A 22,464-nucleotide genomic window follows, 5' to 3' on the forward strand; every position below is an offset into this window, starting at 1 on the left:
CAGGGTCCGTGCGGCCATGGCAACGAAACCAAAGCTGATGTTATTTTCACATGTGTGTAATACTCGCAGCATTACAGGTGCCGAGAAGCTGCTACTTCATTTTATGAGAGAGATCGGTACGATCTTTGAATGTGTGCTCGTAGCCCCTCAGGAGGGGAAGCTTGCGGGCCTTGCGCGAAGATTCGGCATTCAGGTCAAAATATGCACTCTGCCGATGCTTCACGGTGTGTACACACCTTACCTGGGCATTGCAGATGATGCGGAGCATCTTCGTCATACACCAGCGTATCAGGAAGCAGTCTCCCTAATACGGGAGACTGCTCCCGATATGGTGTTAACGAACACCTGCGTTAATGTGATGCCGGCTGTAGCGGCAAAGTCCCTTCAGATTCCGGTCATCTGGAAGATTACCGAGATCATTCATACGAATGAACATACAAACGAGGCAATCCAGATGATTGGGCGCTACGCGGATTGGATTATCGGTATATCCGAGACAGCGGTAGCCCCATTCCACGAAGCCGGCATAGGTGACAAAGTGACCATTATCTCCCCAACTTGGGAACCCGCGCTACCAGCACCGGACCGCTGGGTTCATCTGCGCGAACGCAAGCGTAAGGAGCTCGGTTTCAAATCATCGCAGACCTGTATCGGTTATATTTCTTCATTTATATATGATGCCAAAGGGTTGAAACCTTTTGTGGATATGGCCTTGAGGATCTGTGAAACACATTCGCGTTGTCGCTTCTGGATCATCGGGGCACCATCGGATAAAAAGTATTACGACGAGTGTGTATCACGGGTGAAAAAATCCGGGTATTCACGCCGGTTTACCTTCACTACGTTTGAAGAGAACGTATCTCTGGCATATACCGCGATGGATATCCTGGTCATCCCAAGCATGGTCAAAGAAGGATTTGGCATGACCGCACTGGAGGGTCTCTATTTTGCCAAACCGGTCATCGCTTTTGCTCAGGGTGGACTGAAGGAATTAATGGAATCCGTAGGCAGTGATGCATTTCTGGCCCCACCGGGTGATACCGAAGCGCTTGTCACCTTGGCAACAACCTTGCTGAATGATGCAGAGCTGGCCTCGAATACGGGGTGGAGTAATCGGACAGAAGCGGAAAGGCTCTACGGCGTTGAAACCTACCGAACGAAACTGCATACGATGGTGACACAGTGGTTATTGCGTTTTCCCGGATGGTTTGCTTATATCCAACCTCCGAATGGACCTGTGTATACCCATGGGGAGGGAGGACTGCGCACTGTACTGGTTCTGGAGCCGACTACGGTTCGGGCACTATTATTCCCACTGACCGTCATACAGGCGTTGCCACATTCCTCATTACCTCCAATCGCATTGGGTCACGATGCTCCTGTTGCCTCAGGTACTGTCCCGGCTGCAAAGCCGATTCAACAGAGGGGCAAAACGCGGAAACGTCGTCGCAAGCCACTTGCACCTCATTCTCGCCGAGACCGTGAGGGGCTGAAACGTACTTCCGGAACTGGCAGACGTAAGGGGAGAACCCGTACAACGAAGGGACCGCGTCCACATATGGGGAAATCGGCTAGTCGCAGACGCAAATCTGCCAAGGCAGGACGTAGCCGAGCAGGGCGCAAGGGTTCCAATACAAGATGAAGGCAGGGATTACGATGAAGATCATGACGGTGCTGGGTACGAGACCTGAGATCATACGGCTCAGCCTGATCATCTCCAAGCTGGACCAGTACGCGTCCAAACATATTCTGGTGCATACGGGACAGAACTTCACGGAAAGTCTCAGCGGTCTCTTTTTCAAGGAAATGGGCCTGCGCGCACCGGATTACGTTCTTCAGGATGAAGCGGCCACTCTGGGACGACAGCTATCCTCGATGTTTACGCAGATGGAAGATCTGATATTGCAGGAGAAGCCCGATAAATTGCTGCTGCTCGGCGATACCAATAGCGCATTATGTGCAATATTGGCTGAGCGCATGGGTGTTCCTGTTATTCATATGGAAGCAGGCAATCGTTGCTTCGACCTGGATGTGCCTGAAGAGAAAAATCGTAAGGTTATTGATGCCATCTCCACCGTTAATATGCCTTACACGGAACAGAGCAAGAAACATTTGGTCAGTGAAGGGGTACCAAGCAGGCGTATCGTGCTAACGGGCAATCCCATCTATGAAGTAATGCAGCACTACGACGCGCAAGTAAGTTGCAGCAAAATACTCAAAAAGCTCAAGCTGAAGTCCGGGCAATACTTCCTGGTTACTGCCCATCGAGCCGAGAATGTGGATCATGCCCCTCATTTGCTGGAGATTATGAAAGGGCTGAACCAGGTCGCAGAGGAACACGGGTTGCGTGTGATCTGCAGTATTCATCCGCGTACAGCGATCCGGATTGCGGAGCATCTGCATCTGGAGATGAACCCGCTGGTGGAGTTTCACGAGCCGTTTGGATTCTTCGACTTTGTAATGCTTGAACGTCATGCACGCTGTGCACTTACGGATAGCGGTACCGTGCAGGAGGAGTGTTGCATTATGGGCGTGCCGACCGTAACGATGCGTCGAACTACCGAGCGGCCGGAAACGGTCGATTGCGGCAGCAATGTAGTCTCCGGTCTGGATGCCGCGCGCATCGCTGATTGCGTGAAAGTCATGACAAAGATGTCTAGCGACTGGGATTGCCCGCAAGGTTACAAAGCCACAGATGTATCCAGTAAAGTGGTTAAATTTCTGCTTGGAGGGAAAATGCATGTTTGAAAATAAGCGTATACTCGTGACTGGCGGTACGGGATCATGGGGTTATGAACTTGTGGCTCAACTACTGCCCCAGCAGCCCAAAGAAATTATTGTATATTCCCGGAACGAGTCTAGCCAAGTAGCTATGAGTCGTGAATTTGAAGACCCGCGTCTTCATTTCCGGATTGGAGATATTCGTGACAAGGACGCTTTGACGGCGGCTTGCCAGCATGTGGACTATGTATTTCATCTGGCAGCGCTCAAGCATGTTCCGGTGTGTGAAGACCAGCCGTACGAAGCACTCAAAACCAATGTGATTGGTACACAGAACGTAATCGAGGCCGCTATTGAGAACAAGGTGGAAAAAGTAATCTATATCTCGACTGACAAGGCTGCCAATCCGTCCAACTTTTATGGCATGACAAAAGCGATCGGCGAGAAATTAATTGTATATGCAAACTTGTTACACAGCGATACCAAGTTTGTTACGGTACGGGGTGGGAATGTACTGGGAACAAATGGAAGTGTGGTACATCTGTTCAAGAATCAAATCCGCCAGAAAGGGCAGGTCTCCATCACGGATATGAGTATGACTCGATTCTTTCTTACGCTGAAGGACGCAATTACCTTGCTGTTCAAAGCTTCGGTGGAAAGTGTCGGCGGAGAGATCTTTGTCATGACGATGCCTACCTGCAAAATCGTTGATCTCGCGGAAGTACTGATTGAGGATTCCGGTGTGGAGAATGTGAGCATTGTGGAACGGGGCATTCGTCCAGGGGAGAAAATCCATGAAATATTGATGAGTGAATTCGAGAGCATGACCACCGTTGTTTACGATGAGCAGTACCTGGTAATTCTTCCTACCCTGGGCATACCGGGCCTGCGTGAACATTATACCAATTGTCCTCCGGTCTCCTTTAACAGTTTCAGTTCTGAACACCAACTCATGACCAAAGAGGAGATTCGTGAAATTCTGAAACGCGGAGGATTCTTGTCATGAAACTGCTGATACTTGGTGGAAACGGAATGGCCGGCCATATTTTGGTCGACTATTTCCGCCGTCAAGGTGTACACAGCGTCTTCTACACATCTCGGGATGTAACGGACCCCAATGGTCTGCTCCTGGATGTGAACGACAGCTTCATGGTTGATCGATTGGTAGAAGCTGTGCACCCGGATGTGATTATTAATGCTGTAGGTGTGTTGAACAACTTCGCAGATGAGGACAAAATTACTGCATATCATATTAATGGTTTCCTGCCACATCGTCTGCGGCGGGTTGCAGATACGATTGGTGCACGCCTGATTCATATCAGCACGGACTGTGTGTTCAGCGGAGAACGGGGAGCATACCGGGAAGATGATGTTACGGATGGGACTTCAGCTTACGCTATCACCAAAGCACTTGGCGAAGTTCAGGATGAAGGTCATCTGACGATCCGTACGTCCATCATTGGACCCGAGATTCGCCAGGGCGGCATTGGTCTGATGCAATGGTTTATGTCCAGCACAGGTGAAGTCGGGGGGTATACCCGCGTATTCTGGAACGGTGTGACCACACTTGAGCTGGCCAAATGGGTAGACCATTACCTGTCCTCATCGGTTAGTGGTCTGATCCACCTAGCTCATCCGGCACCTGTCAGCAAGCATGACCTGCTTATATTGTTCAAGCAGACCTGGGATAAGCAGGATGTGACGATTGTGCGTGATGACAGTGTGGTGCAGGACCGTACGCTGGTGTCCACTCGCGAGGATGTGAAGACAGACCTGCCGGATTATTCTACAATGCTGAAGGAGTTGGCATTATGGATGGAGCAGAGCTGAGAGACAAGAAAGTGCTGATTACAGGCGCCTCCGGTTTTACCGGGCGACATGCCGTATCTTATTTTCGGGAAGTTGGTGCAGTGGTTGCGGCTGTAGTCCGGAGGCCGGATGTGTATTCATTCGGAAAAGGTGCACAAGTCCATGTCTGTGATCTGAACGATAAACAGCAAGTACGTCATCTGATCGGCGAGGTGCAGCCCGACTATGTGCTGCATCTCGCTGGCAAAAATTCAGTGCCTGATTCGTGGTCTGATCCGCTACTGGTCCTGGAGACCAATGTGATGGCCGTGCTGTATTTGCTGGATGCGCTTCGCAGTTGTCCGACAGCACGTACCGTTATTGTAGGATCGCGGTTAAAATATACGCCGGAACCTGGCCGGATTCCCCAGCCTCCGCATCCATACAGCCTCAGTAAAGCGCTGGAAGAGATGGTGTCCTTGTCGTGGATGTCGCTCTTCGGACAACAGATCATGCTGGCGGAGCCAGGCAATCTGATTGGTGCGGGTCCTTCCACAGGCATCTGTTCACTGCTTGCACGCCATGTTGTTGCCTGTGAGCAGGCGGGAAAAACCGAGGCATTCCGTCTGTCCGGACGGGACAATACCCGTGACTTTCTGGATGTGCGGGATGCCGTCAGAGCGTATGCGACCCTCATGGTACACGGGTCCAGTGGTACGGTATACCCGGTGGTGTCTGGAGTCGAGCGCAGTCTTGGTGAAATTGCAGATCTGCTGTTGTCCATGACAGAAGCGGAAGTACCTGTTCGCTGGGATGGGGCATCTTCTGGTCCGGATGGTTCGGGGAAACAGGAGGAATTATCACTGCTGCGCAAGCTTGGCTGGCAGCCGATGATTCCATTTGCCACATCACTTCAGGATATCCTGAGTGATGTTCGTGTCCAGCAAGGGAGGACGACAAGTTGAATCCGAGAGTATCCATTGTCATTCCATTCTACAACTGCCCTTATGTGCCTCAGGCGATTCAGAGTGCGCTGAACCAGACGTATCCCCATGTGGAGATCGTTGTTGTGAATGACGGTTCAACCCGGCATGCAGAGTTGCTTCAACCCTATCTTCCTTATATTAATGTGCTTGGCAAAAGCAATGGCGGGACGGCTTCGGCACTTAATCATGGCATCCGCCATGCCTCTGGTGATTATGTAGCTTGGCTCAGTTCGGATGATTATCTGTACCCGGATAAAATTCGTTATCAGCTGGAGTTTATGCAGCGTGAGAATGTGCTCGTCTCCCATACGAACTTTCATTATATCAACGAGCATTCGGCAGTTACCAAAATGCATGGTGGGCCTGAACCGATGTCGGATATGGATTTACTACGACGGTTTGTTAACGGCAATCCGGTGAATGGCTGCACGGTCATGATTCGCAAGGATCTCTTTAGCGGAGTGGGGTTGTTCGATGAACTTCTTCCCTACACCCATGATCTGGATCTCTGGATGCGTATTGTACTGAACGGTCATCGGTTCCCATACCTGAATGAACCGCTTACTGCCTATCGGTGGCATGGGGGAATGGGATCGGTACGTCATGCTGATGTCATCGGCAGAGAGGCATCCATGGTATGGTCCAGATATCGGGAACCGCTGTTGCAGCGAATAGCGACGCTTGGCGGGTAGCGTAGGGAGGGCAGTTATGAAAGCCAAAAGATGGCTGATTAACGCCCTCTTTGCGCAGCATTTTACCTAAGACAGTAAGAGGAGGGGAAGGCCCGAATGGAGCCAAAAGTATCGATCGTCATTCCTTTTTACAATTGTGCTTATATCGAGCAGGCTGTTCACAGTGCCATTCACCAGACGTATCCGCATATCGAAGTCATCGTGGTGGATGATGGGTCAACCGAGCACGTGGAGCGGCTACAGCCATTCATGGATTCCATCCGCTATATTCGCAAGGAAAACGGTGGAACCGCGACAGCATTAAATGAGGGCATCAAACATGCAACAGGGGATTACTTTGTCTGGCTCAGCTCAGATGATGTGATGCTACTTGATCGGGTGGAGAAACAACTGACGTTTATGCGAGAGGTCAAGGCTTCATTCTGTCATGGTGCCTACCATTATGTGAATGAGAAGAGTGAATGGTTGGATACGGTGCATCCGGAAGTGGGAAGTCGTCTGGAAATGTTGCAGGTACTGCTGGAAGGTTGTCCGATCAACGGCTGTACTGTCATGTTAGAGATGGAAGCATTTGAGCGCTTCGGACTGTTCGACACTGATTTTCGCTACACCCATGACTATGAGATGTGGATGAGGCTGTTTCCAATGTATGAGCTGTTCTACTACAATGAACCTCTGATGTGTTACCGATTGCATGAATCGATGGGGACCAAACGCCATTTCAAGGCACTGGTTGCCGAGATGGAACAGGTTCAGGCGAAGCATCGGCCTATTCTGTTCAACTTACTTCAGGTTGGCGGGTACTGGAAGTAGATGGTTTTGGTAATGATGGCTGAATGAAATAGGTATTAAATGGACAGGAGAGCACCCTTATGAAGCACTTTTTAAGTGTTATAAGTGGAAGCTCTTTTTTTGCTTTATGGACAGATACGTGGACACAAAGGGTGATCGATTGCTGAAGTCTCTGTATAATGAAATGATTCATACACGGAAGGGACTGGACTATGCGCAGAATCAATATCTTAAACCCAACTATTAATAAACTAATGGAGGTAAGAGTATTGATTACAGAGTTACACACAGAACGGTTATATTTGCGACAAATGAACGTATCGGATGCGGCCAGCTTGTTTAAAATTTGGTCTGATCCGGATGTAACTAGATTTATGAATATCACTCATTTTACGGATGAAAATCAAGCTATAGCCATGATTAATCTTCTGAATGATCTTGCTCAGGAAAACAAGGCCATTCGGTTCTCTATCCTTGTGCAAGAGTCCAACGAAATCATAGGTTCCTGTGGTTATAATTCACTGGATTTTGACAATCTCAAAGCAGAAATCGGGTATGACATTGCCAGATCAAAATGGGGGAAAGGATATGCTACGGAAGCGATCTCTTCTTTGTTAGCTCATGCATTCTCGACTATGAAGCTGAATCGTATTGAGGCAAAGGTTGACCCCGATAATGTGAATTCTATCAAGCTATTGCAAAAGCTCAATTTCACATACGAAGGTACTCTCAGAGCATACGAGAGGGTAGGCGAAACGTTCAGTGATCTGAATATGTATTCCAAGTTGGCGACAGATTAAAACGATCTGTAATAGCGTGTTCTCGGTCCGTTAGAACACATTTGAAGCGAACAAAAGGGGTGTCCTCAGTCATTCATATGACAGATGGGACACCCCTTGTTTGATATTTCGGCATGTTATATGAAGACGGCATATCATTGGACAACTCAATCTTTTGAATTCATGATCACCATGGATGCAGGATCGGGAAATACATATCCTTTAGGCAGCTTCTTCATCAATTCATTCATTACAGCGTAATCCACGTTGATGTGAGGTGTGGAAACTGGAGTCGAAAACCAGCGATTGTATAGATCACTTGGTACAAGTAACGTCATATTGTATGTCCTCCTCTGTAGATGGCTTCTTGGTAGACTTGAAATGTACGAAATCCCATCACTTCCAGTGAACGATTTTGTTCAGCCCAAGCTTTCGCCGCCGCCCCCACTGTTCTTCGGGTAACATCATCCTCAAGTAGTGCATCCAACAGTTCACGGAGCGAGTCGACATCCTGCGGAGGAACAACCCATCCCGTACGTCCAGATTCAACCATCTCAGGCATGCCGGCTGTGCCACTGACGATAACAGGTACACCCGCCAGTTGCGCTTCAGTAACGGAGAACGGCTGGGTGTCCTGCAGACTGGGCTGGACATAGATATCTGCATGGCGCAGGAAGGAAGGAATATTGTCCAGCTTGCCCCAGAACACAACATCGGCTCCAATCCCCGTTGACGCGGCCTGTGAACGCAATTCATCGGTTAGATTGCCTTCTCCTGCGATCCAGCAGACCCAATCGGAACGTTTATTTTTCAGACTGGCTAAGGCCTTGATTAACACATGAACGCCCTTGATGTATTCAAGTCGTCCGGTAAAGGCAATGACTTTCTTGCCCGCAGGTGGTCGCTGGCGGAACTTCACAGTTGCTGAGGCACGGTAGGCTGGGAGATCTACAGCATAGGGAATCTGTCTGAACTTTGATTCAGGAACGGCAAGCTCTGTAAGCGTACTCTTGATCCAGTGGCTTGACACGAGAATGAGCTCGGACTGTGCTGCACTTCGCTCTTCCAATGAGAGAAAATAACGTCCACGCTTGGATTGCAAATATGAAGGGAGAGTAAGCTGTGGGTTGGAATTTTGAGCATCGTAAAAGGCTTCGCGTGCAAGAGCGCCATGATAGCTTGTAACCAGTGGGATATTGCGGTTCAAGATGCGTTTTATGGCTACGGCAGCTACCGGATCTTGCGCATGAATAACGTCGTAGTGGTCCACCCCCAGATAAGCGGCTGCCATCTCGAAGGCATATCTATTCAGTTCATAATAAGCGAGGAGAGGATCAGCAGTGAATTGTGGCAGATCAGTCGGATTGAGTTTGGCTTGCAACATGGGCCACACCTTATCCTTGGAGAAAGCTCGGTTCAGATTACGAACATATACTTCGTTATTGGCACCATTTGTGCCCATGATATCAACCTCTACACCAAGTGCGATTAACCTGTCGGCCAGTTGTTTAACATATGTCCATATGCCTCCCATATGTGTAAGCTCCCAATACGTAACGAGCAGAACTTTCATAGCTACCTCCTTGTCACGGCCTGCACCGGCCGAGCTTCTATCCTTTTATTCTATGAAAAAAGAGGACCGGAAGGTCGGGCATTTCCGTGTAATTGGTCGAAAATGGGTGAATGCAAATGGCAATGGACGAGAGGAAGCATATCCTATGTACAGGAAGGTTCGTGTGCTCCGAAGGAGGGATCTACAGTGGCGGTATATTTACTTGAGATTCATGAGAATCTGTTACAGACATTTGTTCCCGTCAAGTACATGGATGTGGAGTTGGCCTATGTGGGCGGCGAGGAAGGGACGGATGTATTTGTTGGTGGAGCCAGTATTCACGGAGAACTGTATCGACACCTTTTTCACCTAACGTCAAATTCGGGGGGAGCGGGCGGTAATCAGGTCATTCATAATCTGGATGTGTCATCCGAGCCTTATGAACTGAGGATCATCAGCAACAGTTCTTCACCGAAGCATCTGGTTATTCGAATATATTGCAGAAGTATTCACGGTCAGACATTGGGCATACTGTCAGAATATCAGATGATGAAGCTTGCAGATTGATATGGACATCATTGCATAATCATGATTAACCAACGTGTGGAGCAGGGAAGGTGCCTGTTCCATTTTTTTGTGGTGCATCCATAGTAGAATTGTCTGAAAAAATAGCTTGACAGCAAAGGTATTTTCATTAGAATTAGATCAGTATTAAACGAAAGTTTAAAACGACGATTTAAAACGGTAGTTTGAAATTGGTCGTCAATATAGGCTGAGTGAGACGCATGGATAAGCCTGCGATCTACTGGCTGGAAAAGAGTGTGGAGAACGTGAAAGAACAAACAGCAGTACCCCAGGAGCCGGCAGAGTTTTCGCTTAAAGCCATTATACTGCCACTCCTGGCAATTATCGTCGGAATGATTATGGTTATTCTGGACAGCACGGTGGTGAACGTGGCCATTCCAAATCTGGTTCAATATTTTGAGACGGATCTTAAAACGATCCAATGGACGGTTACGGGTTACACCTTGGCTTTGTCTGCAGTTATTCCACTGGCAGGCTGGTTAACGGACCGTTTTGGTGCCAAAAGAGTATTCCTGTTCACCATTGCCATGTTTACCTTGGGTTCAGTGTTATGCTCGATCGCTCAATCACCTGAGCAATTAATCATTTACCGTATCATTCAGGGTCTCGGTGGAGGCATGGTTGCTCCTATTGGTATGGCGATGGTCTTTCGTCTGGCTCCGCCTGAGCGAAGAGGTTCCATCATGGGGATGCTGGGAATTCCCATGCTGCTTGCCCCCGCATTGGGTCCGGTGTTGTCCGGGTGGTTTATTGAATCACTGAGCTGGCACTGGATCTTCCTGATTAACTTGCCCATTGGTATTGCAGCTTTCATTCTATGTATCAAGTTTTTGCCGGATACAGATCGTGGACGCACACCTGCACTGGATCTGCTCGGCATGATTCTGGCGCCAATTGCGTTCTCGATGCTGGCTTACGGTGTGAGTGAGGGTGGAACGAGCTGGACGTCTGCAACAACTTTGACGGGTGTCATTGTGGGTGGTGTAGCGCTCATTTTGTTCATTATTGTGGAGCTTCGTCATCAAAATCCATTGCTCGAACTCCGGGTATTCAAATCATCTGATTTCTCACGGGGAATTATTCTCGCATGGGTGTCACAAGTGGCGCTGTTCGGTGCGATGATCCTGATCCCGCTCTATCTGCAACAGATCAAAGGGTACACTGCACTGGAAACAGGATTGATTCTACTGCCACAGGCATTGGCTTCCGGAGTGGGTATGCCGCTTGGTGGTCGATTGTTTGATAAAATCGGTGCTAGACCTCTGGCCTTTGTGGGTCTGGGTATTATCTCGGGAGCATTGTTTATTCTGTCCTCCATTACGGCAGAGACAGGTCTTGGCCTGATTATAACGGCTCTGGTCATGATGGGTCTGGGTATGGGCTTGTCCATGATGCCACTCAATACGCATGTATTAAATGCTGCACCGCGCAAGTTGGTTGGACGGGTTACACCGCTCACGGCTGCTGCACAGCAAGTAGTCGTGTCCTTTGCGGTTGCAGGGCTTACAGGCTTCCTGACTTCAAGAATCGCAGACAATACAATGAGTACAGAGCCGACCGCTATCGTGCATGGTTTGGTGGCTGGTTTCAATGATACGTTCTTCCTGGCCGCTTGTATTGCATTGTTCGGATGTTTGCTCAGTCTGATTCTGCGGAAACCAAAACCGATGCCGGAAGAAGAACTTCAAAATGGTGACAAGCCTGATCCCGCGATGATGATGGGTCACTAAGATTTTATAAAAACCATAAAAACCATAAAAATCATACTAAGGCAGTTCAGAGAAATTTTGCTGAACTGCCTTTTTTCTATGCTCAATGGAAAATTCGTAGTGCTGTCATCATTTCACGGAAAGAAATGGCATATCGATCTGGTGAAAAAGACAAGCTCATATGCTGTCTGCCCTGAATGCGAATATACTCACGCAGTTTCTTGTTATTCATGAGGTCCCTTGCTTCGGCTACAGCGGCCTCTACATTTCCAATTGGATAAAACTTACCAGTCTTATTATGTGTGATAAATGAACGAACACCATCCGAATCCGTGCTGAGCACCGGGCAGCCACAACTGATGGCTTCAGCGACGGCATAACCGAATCCTTCAAGCAGGGAAGTGGATAACATGATGCCCCCTGAAGCGGCAATCATGGAATAATATGCAGGCATCTGAGAGTGAGGAACATTGATGAAGATCCCAATCCGATCCTCAAGCCCGTATTCTGCCAGCATGTGCCGGAACATGACTTCATCTTCTGGATTAGCCAAAGTTGGATCGTGGAACAACCATAGTCTGGCTTCCGGATTTTTTTTGACGATTTCACTCGATATGATTAGATATTCACGCCAGTTTTTGTTGTGTTCAAGTCGTCCTACCCAAGCCAGCACCGGATAGGGTGGGGTATCCACCAAGATTGGTGCGAAGGTGTCTGTATCCAGCATATTGGGAATAACAAACCGATGAAGCCAGGGACAGATATGAATGAACATATCCAGCAGGTGGTCTGTGGGAGGTATAACGGCAGCATCACAATGAGCTTGGAGGTATGGGACACCCATCTGTATCGTTTCCAGAGCTTGATCGCGTGCTCCGAGTCCCTGGGCTTCAAAAATAATTCGTCCGGTATAACCAAGTCCTCTCAAGCGGCCGGGCATAGCGATGTCTGAAGTGGCAATGATGGCATCATAATGATGAGTATGGATGATATGATGGATATCCTCGTCACTGGACGCGGTGAAAATAGGTGTATCACTGTTGTTCTGCAATCCCGAGCCTGTGCTGAGATACAATAGGTGCGCTTCAATGCCATGGCGTTTCAGAACAGCGGTGCGCAGTCGATTTAACGTATCCACGCCACCGCTCGGAACATAAAACGTGAATAATACTTTCACACGATTCACCCTCTGACTTTTGGTCAGGAGCACATTCTCCTGTACTCTATGTTACGTTGGCTTTAAGCGCAGGGTGTGGGTGTTGGTCAGAATGTTCACATTTTGGACATATATTTTTAAGCTGTCTTTTAAGTGTCATTAAGCTGAGGCTAGGATAGCTCACGTAATATACAAGGAACTTCCCGTGCCATCATCTATTACATAAGTTCAACGTATCATTTACACGATAACGGAGAGGGCAGAAATAACTTGAAGAAGCGAAGCGTTCGCCTAAAAGCTTTCTGAAAAGAAAGCTACATCGGAAGCATACGCTATCTCCGGATTTTTCCTTCTGAGAAGGAATCAAAAAAATCTGGGGATAACAGTAATCGGAAGGTTATTCTGTCATCGGAGTGCAAGTGTAATATTTTCAGTTGAATTTATATAACGAATGATGGTGCACGGGTATTTTAACGGGAAAGGATGAATGATGTGCTCGAAGTGAAACAGGTCAGCAAAGTCTACGAAGGACAACGCGGCGTACATCAACTGGATTTCACCATGGAACGTGGTGAGATTGTTGGCTTTCTCGGACCCAATGGAGCCGGGAAAACAACAACGATGCGTATGATTACGGGTTATGTGCATCCAACCGCGGGTTCCATTATGGTGGATGGAATGTCGGTGCATGAGCAGGGTCAGCGTGTTCGTTCCAAGATTGGGTATCTGCCTGAAACTCCGCCACTCTATCCGGATATGACCGTGCAGTCCTATCTTAAATTCGTAGCCAATTTGCGAGATGTCCCGGCACGTGAGGTTAAGCTGCGGGTCAGTGAGATGGTTAGCAGACTGGGACTTCAGGGTCGGGAAAGGCAAATGGTACGTGGGTTATCCAAAGGATACAAGCAACGCCTTGGGCTGGCAGGAGCCATTATTCACAAGCCGGATCTGCTGGTCCTGGATGAGCCAACATCGGGTCTTGATCCAAATCAGATTATCGAGATCAGAGATCTGATTCGAGAACTGGGGGAGAACCATACGGTCCTGCTCAGTACGCATATTTTGCCTGAAGTGAGCACGCTCTGTAATCGAATGTTGATCATCAATCAGGGACAGCTCGTGTTGGATGGTTCACCTCAGCATTTCGGATCAGCAATGGGGGATCAGTTCAAGGTATCGATTGAAGTGAAGGCCACTGCGGAGCAATTACATAATGTGCTGACACCATGGGAGAAGGTGCGGAGTGAAGTTATTCAAGCGTCGGATGTGAATACCAGCAAAGATACTTCACTTAATTCAGATTCGGCGAATACGGTTAAAATGCTGCTTACTGGAGAAAACTCGGAAGATTTCCGGGAGGAGCTGTTCTACCTTTTGTCAGGTGCAGGATTACCGATACTGGAGATGAAGAAGGAGAACCTGAGCCTGGAGCAAATCTTCCTGAAGCTGACCACAACCGAGGCAACAGACACGGACGCGATTTCGGCAGATGTGGATAAGGTTGTTGGGGCAGAGATGGATCAGGACGTAACTTCGGACATCGACTCGTCGAGTATATCGGGAACATCAGTCGGTACATCAGCCGATACTTCGCCCCAAGTTCGCAAAGGGGAGGACTCCAAATGAGACGAATGATGGCGGTATGCAATAAAGAGCTGCAAGCTTATTTTCTGTCACCAACGTCCTATTTTGCTTTTGCCGTATATGTACTGATGACCAGTCTGCTGTTCTATTCAAGCTTTGTATATTACCAGCCGAGTATTGTTGATTATCGTCTCGTGTTGGGCGATACGTTGTCCATGCTGCTGTTTGTCGTGCCATTGTTAACGATGCGACTGGTTGCAGAGGAATTTAGACAGGGAACGGATGAATTGTTACTGACTTCTCCGGCACGTGTAACAGAAATTATTTTTGGCAAATATCTTGCTTCTCTGGCCATTCTGGTTGTGCTCATCCTGTGCAGTCTGGTGTACCCTTTCATCATGTCATTTTATGGGACATTGGATATGACGACGGTATGGATGTCTGCGCTGGGGTTATTTTTCCTGGGCGGAAGTATGATGGCGATTGGACTGTTCGCTTCTACATTATCCCAGCATCAGATGGTGTCTGCGGTGGCGGGTTTTATTATTTTGCTCGTTTTGTGGATGCTTGATTCATTCGCAGGAAATACAGGTTCTGCTTTGCAACAGTGGCTGGACCCGTTTGCTCTGACCAACCGGTTCGACAGCTTCATGAAAGGTGTGCTTAGTGGGCCGGATATCTTGTATTATGTCACCCTTTCGGGTGTGTTTCTGCTGTTAAGCATTCAAATTGTGGAACGGAAGCGGTGGAGGTGAGAAGATGAAAAAATGGTTAAGTCATACCAACAGTACCGTGCTGTCCGTAGCGGTGATTGGCATCTTTATTTTGCTAACACTGTTCCTGAATTCACTTGGCGGCTTCCAGCTGGATCTGACCTCGAACAAACAATACACGTTATCTGACCAGTCTCTTACTGCGATCAAAAATGTGGAGGATGACGTCAACATTCTGGTGTTAACGGTCGAAAATGCCAACAACACCGTCCTGAACCGTGAGGTGACGGATATGGTCGAGGAATACACGAAACGTAACAGCAAGCTGAAAATAAAACAATATAATCTGACGCAGGAACCTGCGCTTGCATCCAAATATGGCATAACAGGCAGCTCCATTGTGCTGGAGCAGGGAGATCAACACAAAGTGATTGATATCGCCAGTTTGTTTACCGCGACAGGTGACGGCAGTGACGGATCATATCAGTTCACAGGTGAGGAAAAACTTACGCAGGCGCTCATGAATATGTCATCCACGGAGATGCACAAAATGGTCTTTTTGACTGGGCATGAAGAGCTGAGTCTCGCTCAGATGACTACGCTGCAATCCTCCTTGGAACAAAATAATGTGCAGACGGAAGAGTTGCAGCTGAATCAAGCCGGAAAGGTTCCGCAAGATGCAGATGTACTCGCCATTATTGGCCCACAACGCGATCTCAGTGATACGGAAATGAAAGCCATTCGTACATATCTGAGTAATGGAGGCAAGCTGTTATTATCCCTCGGATTTGTGGAAGATATGAAATCCAGTTGGAAAAACATCGATGCCCTCATGGCTGACTATGGCGTCGTTGATGAGCATGCGGTCATGGTGGATAATCAGCAAGCCAGTACGATGGGGCCACTCTGGGTGGTGCCGGAGTATGGTACACATGCAATTACGGACAAACTTGCTGCAAGTCAATTGTATCCGATGTTGTCGTTGTCGATTGCGTTGACCAGCAAAGAACAGGATAAATATACCCTTTCACCGTTAATGCATTCTTCGAATGACAGTTATGGGGAGACGAATATCGGCGGCTTATTGCAGAATGAAACAACCAATGATGCCGAAGAGGACATTCAGGGACCCGTTGAATTAGGATATGCAGCCGATACGACGGATGGTAAACCGAAGGCAGTTATTCTGGGCTCATCCATTTTCATGCAGGATTCGGAAATTGCGAATGGTGGCAATCGGGACTTTATTTTGAATACGGTAAACTATTTGAGTGAGAAAGAAAATGGATTGACGATTCGCCCACGTGTACAAGCTGGGTATGAGATGGCATACCTGAATGGCGAACAAGCCAGAACGATTTTCTTCGTGGCTATTGTAGCATTCCCACTCATCTTTGTTATCATTGGTGTACTCTTATGGTGGAGGCGCAGACGAGTATGAGAAAATGGGTTCCAACGATTCTGGTGGTCATCGTACTAATTGTGGGCTGGGTGTACGCGGCCAGTCAAAATTATTTTCGGGAAGAAGAAGCGGTTCAAGCCAAGTTGCTTGGTATTCAATCCGGGGATGTTCAATCTATTACAATACATGACACAACGGAGGAGACATCCGATGTAGCAGCAACTTCGACTTTAACGCTTGAAAATGGCGTATGGCAGATGGTTGAGCCAAAAGCCTATCCTCTGAACGGTTACAGTGTAAGCAGCTGGCTGGATGCTCTGAGTGGTGCAAATCAGGAACTGGTGGTAGAAGAAGAACCAACGGATCTGGATAAGTACGGATTAGGAACAGATGCTACACGTATGGATATCAAACTCAAAGATAATCGGGAGATCAAACTGGCTATTGGTGGCCAGCTTCCAGCAGATGATGCACGTTATGTGCGTGTTGATTCGGGCCCTGTGGTTGCCGTGCAGACAGAGGCGATTACCAGCATAGCTTTGTCTCGTCGTGATTTGTTGGACACTACACCTTTCAATATGGATGAGACAAATGTTGGGTCTCTGGAGTGGGAGGGTGAGGCAGCTACCTGGATGTTAAAAACGACATTGGAGAACGATGCGGCAGAACAGACCTGGACACTGAGTGGAAAAACGATTGAAGCCACAGATGCCGTATCTCTTATCGGCAAAATCAAAAACCTTTCGACAGCAGATGATGTGCGTAAAGCGTCCGAGCTGAAGAATTCGGTTCCACGATTCACCCTGTCTGTTGAACAGACGGTCAATGGGCAACAAGTTCGAGATGTGTATCGGGGACTTACGGTGCCATCCGAACCTGATCAGATCTGGGTCATTACGCCGGATGGTCAATGGGCATATGGCATGGATGCGACAAGTCTAACGGAAGCCGAGAAATTCCCGGATACAATTAAAGCATCAACAACTTCGTCGGAAGAGTCATCGAGTTCTGCAAATGACGCAACGACATCCTCATCAACAGACGGGAAATGAGCGGGGCGGAAGATAAGTGATATTATTGTGTTGAGATTCAAATATGATTTCGAGGCAGTGCTGCGAACAAGCAGCACTGTTTTTTTATTTTATATAGCGAAGAAACTCACGGTCCACAGATCAAAACCAAAGATCAATAAGCAAAGCCCAAAACCAGAATACCTGAATCTACAGGGTAAGGTACCATATCCTTTCAGCATATCGGTACGTACAGAAGCGCATCCTATCTTTGTGACCAAAACCAACATACATTGGAGGATGAGTACATGCCAGCAGTCAAAAAGGCAACAGCTATTACGTTATCATTATCTACTGCAATCTTTGTAATGGCCGGTTTGACAGGTTGTGGCACGAATCGGGATACCAACAATATGCATACGCAAAGTGTTCGTCAGCAAGCCAACGGCATTAACCGTTATGGTGTGGAAACAAATGGTATGGATGGCATCCGTGCGAAAAGTTATCGCATGCATAATGTCACTGACCTGAAATCCAGTGAAGAGCTGGCAAAACGTATCACGGAGATGAAGGAAGTTAAATCCGCCCGTGTTATGTTAACCGATCGTAATGCTTATGTGGCAGTTCGTTTGGCAGATGGTCATGCAGGCAAGTTGGAGAGCAAGTCCAATGGTCGTACGAGCATGCTGAATGGAACGATGCGTAATCATACCAGTGATACCATGCGTGGGGGCAACATGAATCACGATATGGGTGGTATGCGTGTGAATGGCGGTACGGGCACAATGTCTCCATACAGCACTAGCGGAATTGCTCCAGGACTGAACACAAATTCGGCAACGGATCGCAGCCATATGGGGAATGACCGTAGCATCTATGGAACCATGGGCACAGGCGCCGTTGGCATGATGCGTGGTCTGACAAACAGCGGCAAAGCACGTGGGACAGACGATGGGCATTATGGTATGAAAAGTGAAGGACAACGTGTAGATAGCACGGACGATAACACATCAGCTGAGATTAAGGGTAAGATTTCAGCCAAAATCAAGCAGTTTGCACCAAACATCGAGAATGTATATGTATCAGCCAATCCGGATTTTGTGGAGCATGTCGAGAACTATGCCACAGATATTCGTAACGGTAAGCCCGTTAGTGGCATGATTGATACGTTCCAATCGATGGTGGAGCGCATTTTCCCAACGAACGGAACAGATACGAATAACCGTGATGGCATCCTTGACGATGGCCTGATGAACCGTAATCACAACGGTGGTGTCATGAATCGAATGAATCGGTAGTTTTTTGACATGAACAAGTGTGCCTTTGCGCAGATGGTAACATCCGCTGCAGGGGCATGTTTGTTTTACATGATCTCAACAGGATTCACTTTGAATGTTTCTTCAATAAATTCAGAATATTTGTCTTCCATATAGACTAAATAGACTAACGAAATGAAGTACCATCTAATATTCTTGCGCTCCTAAAAGAATTATGTTCTGCTCTTACGTCTAAGTGCAGAGTTTTTAGTGAATAATAAAGGGGATTGAAATTAGGGTGTGGAATAGTTATGGATTAGAATGAACTTGGAAAGAAAATTCTGAACAGATCCAGATAAGGCAAGAAATGCACGCGCAAATGTGAATGGTGGTGAGTGTATGAACGAGAAAATTGTAGTTGCTGCAATGCGAGTATTTGAAGAACAGCATGGTTTTGCTCGAACAAAAGATTTTATAGAAGCGGGCGTATCCCCTTACTACATAAAAAAACTGGAGTCCGCTGGTGAAATTGAACGGGTAAAACAGGGGATTTACCGACAGTCTGGTCAATTTAATGAACCGCCCCATGAAATGGTTGAGGTATCCAAACTTGTTCCCAAAGGAGTTATATGTCTTCTCTCTGCGCTCTCCTTCTATGAACTGACAACTTACAATCCATGGGAATATCAGATTGCTATTCATCGTGGCGGTAAAAAGCCAAAGCTTCCAGACTATCCTCCTATTAAAGTAATCTATTTGGCAGATGCTCAATACAAAATTGGAATTGATGAAGTCTATATTGATGGCTCGGCAGTTAAAATTTATGATCGTGAGAAAACAATTTGTGATATGGTGAGGTATCGTGAGAAAATTGGAATTGATTTGATGAAGGAAGGGCTGAGGAATTACCTTCAATCCCCCCACAAGAATATAACAAGGCTTGTCTCCTATGCTGATAAGCTACGAATTCGAACGGTTTTGCAAAAGTATCTGGAGGTGCTGATCTAATGAGTGAAATTAAAAATATTCCCGCCTCTGTTTCTGAACGTTTGAAAAATATAGCAAAAAAATCAGGAAAAGCATTTGATACCTTGCTGTTGCTTTATTTTCAAGAGCGTTTCTTATATCGTTTATCCATTTCTGAGTACAGGGATAAATTCATTTTAAAGGGCGGGTTGTTTTTGTTCTCACAAACTCAATTCAAGGCACGTCCAACCAAAGACGTTGATTTTCTCGCCAGACAGATTGCTAATGAACTGGATTTATTAAGAGAGTCGTTTGTCTCCATTTGCTCAATAGCGGTTCCTACGGATGGTATTGCATTTCAGTTGGATGAACTGACAACGGAGAGAATTAAAGAAGATGCTGATTATGAGGGAGTAAGAATTAAAGTAACTGCTCTTTTAGGGCGGATGAGAAAAAGTTTGCAGTTTGATATCGGATTTGGTGATGTGGTGGTCCCGAAGCCCCAGCTTATTGAATATCCTGTTCTCCTGGATATGACAGCACCACAAGTTCAAGCCTACTCGAGGGAATCCGTCATTTCAGAAAAATTTGAAGCCATGATCACATTATCTGTGATGAATAGTCGGATGAAGGATTTTTATGATATTTATACGCTGTTAACAACGAACAACTTTGATGGTCGAATCCTTCACGAGGCAGTGTCCGAAACCTTCCAACAACGGGGCACAATATTTGAAAAAGAGCATCCTCTGTTTCATGAAGAATTTGCTGAAAATGAAGGTCGGACAAAACAGTGGCAGGCTTTTCTGCGTCGTTTAGGGGTTGAAGAACAACTTGCATTTCAGGATGTGATGGATGCTCTTGTTTCTTTTCTTGAACCTGTTTATCATTCAATAATTGATGAGAAAGAGTTTTTTAAGCGTTGGAGTTATACCGAAAGGGCTTGGAAGAACAATAACTGATTAATACATAATTTTTTGAACTATGCACCAACTATTTTAGAGGGATGTATGCAAATTACTGCCCATTTTTCTTATAAAACTGAACCAACGCCCTTGACCTGACATAAGATGAGTTGACTGTATCCCCTTAACCTTGTTACACCAACACAACCCGAGCAAGGAGGGGTGAACATTGAAGGGTATCGATCATAAAAGCAAATTTTTGTTGACCCACCGTGAACGCGAAGTATTCGAATTACTGGTTCAAGACAAAACAACGCGTGACATCGCAGGGCAGTTATTCATCAGCGAGAAAACGGTGCGTAACCATATTTCGAATGTGATGCAGAAACTCAATGTTAAGGGTCGTTCGCAGGCAGTTGTCGAGCTGATTAAGCTTGGAGAACTGAAGATTTAGTTGCGAATTACAGTTAGGATTAAGTAGCAGCATGAAAGCCTTTCTCTATTCTTTGTCATGAAGAATGGGGCAAGGCTTTTTTGCTGTGCTGGATCATGAATTTAAGAAAGATCCGAAACGTAGCATCGCTTGTTTTCATTATTTTAGTAGACCATAATGATTACATATATGAAACAGATAAGGTAGTAAGTAAGGCTTGAAATTGAAACAATGGTAGAAAGGATGATCTAAATGGACCTTTTCTTAAATGAATTTGAAGACCATTTTCGTGCGGGTTTTCTGCCCGATCTAGAACAAACGCTGGCTAAGGTTCAGGATGAGGAAGTATATGCTTGTGCATTTGGAACGGACAGTGATTGGGTAACGCTGTTCATGGCGGTAAATACAGAGGAATCCCTTGCTGGGCATATTGTGAGTATGAAAGAGCAAGGGCTATGTGATAGTGAGGAGGACGAGATCTATTACAGATGGGGCTGCTCCGAATATCAATATGGCGAGGATACACACTTTAACCACATCAGTCGATTGTTGTATGCAACAGAAGATGTCCAGAAGTATAAGGATGAGATCATTCGAATCATCGCCAAAGTTGTGAATGAGACAGCAGATGACGTTTTCGCCCGATATGGACAAACCAAAGCAGACATTACGTTTTTCGTTTCTCTCACAGATGATGATCTGGCGGAGGAGATTGAAAATCAATCGGTCCATCAAATGACAAACCCCAGCTTACTCAGCAAGTTTTTAAAACGATATGATGGCATCAATTAGAACGAGTTAACTTGAGTAGAGACTTGAATTTAATGGAAATTGAATCAAAAGAATTGAATCGTTGTACCGCGAAAGTCTTTCCTATTCTTTCATTCAAAGAAGGGAAGAGGCTTTTTTGTTTTACGTGAAAAAATGAAACAACCGCTCCATAATAATTTATCACCTATAGATTCCTATTCGACTGAATGAAAATTCTCCATCTTTTCTTCGAAAATGGCTGATAAAAGAGCTGCTCCAATTCCTCGAACTGTGCTTCATTCAGATGAAGATGGAGCGCTCTTTTCGCAATTTTGGCGGCAGGCTGGGAAGAAGATTTTCGGCCTCCGGCTTTTCGTTTGATCGGAATATGAAATTGCAGCAGGTCTTCGAGCTGATTCCAGCCCTCCCAACTCAGCCTACCTCCGCGTTTCCAGTCAATAGCATAGAGGGCATAATAGGCATGTCCTTCTGTTTGTTTGGTAGCAATAATCCAGGTGGAAGGAATGAACTTTCTCCGTTGTCTTCGATTCATTGAATTGCTCCTTCTTTTGATATTGCAAAAGTCATGTGAAATTCCTCTTGATTTGCAGGATCGTCTTGATTAGAATGAAGTTATAAAAATGATTTTCTTAATTTATTAAAAATAAATAAAAATAATTTTCAT

General features: G+C 46.6%; 23 protein-coding genes. 19 read left to right on the forward strand and 4 right to left on the reverse strand.

The genetic code is table 11. The annotated features are described in order from the left end of the window. The first annotated feature begins 16 nt into the window (after positions 1–16). The 8 genes from AC1DE7_RS17335 to AC1DE7_RS17370 all read left to right on the forward strand — a co-directional run bounded on the left by AC1DE7_RS17335 (position 17) and on the right by AC1DE7_RS17370 (position 7,779). Positions 17–1,642, forward strand: coding sequence for a glycosyltransferase family 4 protein (locus tag AC1DE7_RS17335; RefSeq protein WP_288991212.1), 1,626 nt, complete (start codon positions 17–19; stop codon positions 1,640–1,642). Positions 1,643–1,656: 14 nt separating this feature from the next. Further along, a complete protein-coding gene (gene wecB, locus AC1DE7_RS17340; protein ID WP_127547103.1) occupies positions 1,657–2,748 on the forward strand; it encodes a non-hydrolyzing UDP-N-acetylglucosamine 2-epimerase in 1,092 nt (363 codons plus the stop codon). Continuing rightward, positions 2,741–3,727: a polysaccharide biosynthesis protein gene (locus AC1DE7_RS17345; protein ID WP_017692517.1), complete on the forward strand. Its 987-nt coding sequence runs from the start codon at positions 2,741–2,743 to the stop codon at positions 3,725–3,727. Before wecB ends, AC1DE7_RS17345 begins: the two co-directional genes overlap by 8 nt. Beyond that, positions 3,724–4,551: a dTDP-4-dehydrorhamnose reductase family protein gene (locus AC1DE7_RS17350; protein ID WP_127547105.1), complete on the forward strand. Its 828-nt coding sequence runs from the start codon at positions 3,724–3,726 to the stop codon at positions 4,549–4,551. The genes AC1DE7_RS17345 and AC1DE7_RS17350 overlap by 4 nt, the downstream gene beginning before the upstream one ends. Further along, positions 4,533–5,474, forward strand: coding sequence for an NAD-dependent epimerase/dehydratase family protein (locus AC1DE7_RS17355; protein WP_127547107.1), 942 nt, complete (start codon positions 4,533–4,535; stop codon positions 5,472–5,474). The genes AC1DE7_RS17350 and AC1DE7_RS17355 overlap by 19 nt, the downstream gene beginning before the upstream one ends. After that, positions 5,471–6,187, forward strand: coding sequence for a glycosyltransferase (locus tag AC1DE7_RS17360; protein ID WP_127547109.1), 717 nt, complete (start codon positions 5,471–5,473; stop codon positions 6,185–6,187). Before AC1DE7_RS17355 ends, AC1DE7_RS17360 begins: the two co-directional genes overlap by 4 nt. Before the next feature lie 96 nt (positions 6,188–6,283). Beyond that, positions 6,284–7,000 (forward strand): glycosyltransferase, encoded by a 717-nt coding sequence (locus AC1DE7_RS17365; RefSeq protein ID WP_282320348.1) that lies wholly within the window; start codon positions 6,284–6,286, stop codon positions 6,998–7,000. 248 nt (positions 7,001–7,248) lie between these two features. After that, positions 7,249–7,779 (forward strand): GNAT family N-acetyltransferase, encoded by a 531-nt coding sequence (locus AC1DE7_RS17370; protein ID WP_477534869.1) that lies wholly within the window; start codon positions 7,249–7,251, stop codon positions 7,777–7,779. Between the two features lie 146 nt (positions 7,780–7,925). Here the strand turns inward: AC1DE7_RS17370 and AC1DE7_RS17375 are convergent, their stop codons facing one another. Continuing rightward, positions 7,926–8,096, reverse strand: a complete 171-nt coding sequence (locus AC1DE7_RS17375) for a hypothetical protein (RefSeq protein WP_179086550.1) — start codon at positions 8,094–8,096, stop codon at positions 7,926–7,928. Then, on the reverse strand, positions 8,093–9,331 hold the full coding sequence (locus AC1DE7_RS17380) for a glycosyltransferase family 4 protein (protein ID WP_340984330.1): 1,239 nt from the start codon (positions 9,329–9,331) through the stop codon (positions 8,093–8,095). Before AC1DE7_RS17380 ends, AC1DE7_RS17375 begins: the two co-directional genes overlap by 4 nt. 186 nt (positions 9,332–9,517) lie before the next feature. Between AC1DE7_RS17380 and AC1DE7_RS17385 the strand changes: the two genes are divergently transcribed. Together AC1DE7_RS17385 and AC1DE7_RS17390 are read left to right on the forward strand one after the other, a co-directional pair. Continuing rightward, positions 9,518–9,877 carry a hypothetical protein gene (locus AC1DE7_RS17385; protein ID WP_076253288.1) on the forward strand — a complete coding sequence of 120 codons (360 nt, stop codon included), beginning with the start codon at positions 9,518–9,520 and terminating at the stop codon, positions 9,875–9,877. Positions 9,878–10,095: 218 nt separating this feature from the next. Beyond that, a complete protein-coding gene (locus AC1DE7_RS17390; RefSeq protein WP_477534870.1) occupies positions 10,096–11,625 on the forward strand; it encodes a DHA2 family efflux MFS transporter permease subunit in 1,530 nt (509 codons plus the stop codon). An 82-nt stretch (positions 11,626–11,707) separates the two neighbouring features. Here the strand turns inward: AC1DE7_RS17390 and AC1DE7_RS17395 are convergent, their stop codons facing one another. Then, the gene (locus AC1DE7_RS17395; protein WP_307720256.1) at positions 11,708–12,790 is read right to left on the reverse strand and encodes a glycosyltransferase family 4 protein; all 1,083 of its coding nucleotides are present in this window, start codon (positions 12,788–12,790) and stop codon (positions 11,708–11,710) included. Between the two features lie 453 nt (positions 12,791–13,243). Between AC1DE7_RS17395 and AC1DE7_RS17400 the strand changes: the two genes are divergently transcribed. The 9 genes from AC1DE7_RS17400 to AC1DE7_RS17440 all read left to right on the forward strand — a co-directional run bounded on the left by AC1DE7_RS17400 (position 13,244) and on the right by AC1DE7_RS17440 (position 21,821). Beyond that, positions 13,244–14,386, forward strand: coding sequence for an ABC transporter ATP-binding protein (locus AC1DE7_RS17400; protein ID WP_477534871.1), 1,143 nt, complete (start codon positions 13,244–13,246; stop codon positions 14,384–14,386). Then, positions 14,383–15,099 carry an ABC transporter permease subunit gene (locus tag AC1DE7_RS17405; RefSeq protein WP_017692528.1) on the forward strand — a complete coding sequence of 239 codons (717 nt, stop codon included), beginning with the start codon at positions 14,383–14,385 and terminating at the stop codon, positions 15,097–15,099. Before AC1DE7_RS17400 ends, AC1DE7_RS17405 begins: the two co-directional genes overlap by 4 nt. A 4-nt stretch (positions 15,100–15,103) precedes the next feature. Further along, positions 15,104–16,498, forward strand: coding sequence for a GldG family protein (locus AC1DE7_RS17410; RefSeq protein ID WP_127547120.1), 1,395 nt, complete (start codon positions 15,104–15,106; stop codon positions 16,496–16,498). Further along, complete coding sequence (locus AC1DE7_RS17415) at positions 16,495–17,511, forward strand: DUF4340 domain-containing protein (protein WP_477534872.1); 1,017 nt, start codon at positions 16,495–16,497, stop codon at positions 17,509–17,511. Before AC1DE7_RS17410 ends, AC1DE7_RS17415 begins: the two co-directional genes overlap by 4 nt. A gap of 266 nt (positions 17,512–17,777) precedes the next feature. Next, positions 17,778–18,767, forward strand: a complete 990-nt coding sequence (locus AC1DE7_RS17420) for a YhcN/YlaJ family sporulation lipoprotein (protein ID WP_477534873.1) — start codon at positions 17,778–17,780, stop codon at positions 18,765–18,767. 357 nt (positions 18,768–19,124) lie between these two features. Next, the gene (locus tag AC1DE7_RS17425; protein ID WP_076211329.1) at positions 19,125–19,733 is read left to right on the forward strand and encodes a type IV toxin-antitoxin system AbiEi family antitoxin domain-containing protein; all 609 of its coding nucleotides are present in this window, start codon (positions 19,125–19,127) and stop codon (positions 19,731–19,733) included. Beyond that, positions 19,733–20,653 (forward strand): nucleotidyl transferase AbiEii/AbiGii toxin family protein, encoded by a 921-nt coding sequence (locus AC1DE7_RS17430; protein WP_100529708.1) that lies wholly within the window; start codon positions 19,733–19,735, stop codon positions 20,651–20,653. The genes AC1DE7_RS17425 and AC1DE7_RS17430 overlap by 1 nt, the downstream gene beginning before the upstream one ends. A 172-nt stretch (positions 20,654–20,825) precedes the next feature. Continuing rightward, positions 20,826–21,050, forward strand: coding sequence for a helix-turn-helix domain-containing protein (locus AC1DE7_RS17435; RefSeq protein ID WP_017692532.1), 225 nt, complete (start codon positions 20,826–20,828; stop codon positions 21,048–21,050). A 231-nt stretch (positions 21,051–21,281) separates the two neighbouring features. Beyond that, entirely contained in the window at positions 21,282–21,821 is a 540-nt protein-coding gene (locus tag AC1DE7_RS17440; protein ID WP_340018364.1) for a DUF4303 domain-containing protein, read from the forward strand. Positions 21,822–21,984: 163 nt separating this feature from the next. Here the strand turns inward: AC1DE7_RS17440 and AC1DE7_RS17445 are convergent, their stop codons facing one another. Then, complete coding sequence (locus tag AC1DE7_RS17445) at positions 21,985–22,332, reverse strand: hypothetical protein (RefSeq protein ID WP_477534874.1); 348 nt, start codon at positions 22,330–22,332, stop codon at positions 21,985–21,987. Positions 22,333–22,464: the final 132 nt, after the last annotated feature.

This window comes from Paenibacillus sp. 10L310 (genome assembly GCF_056395745.1).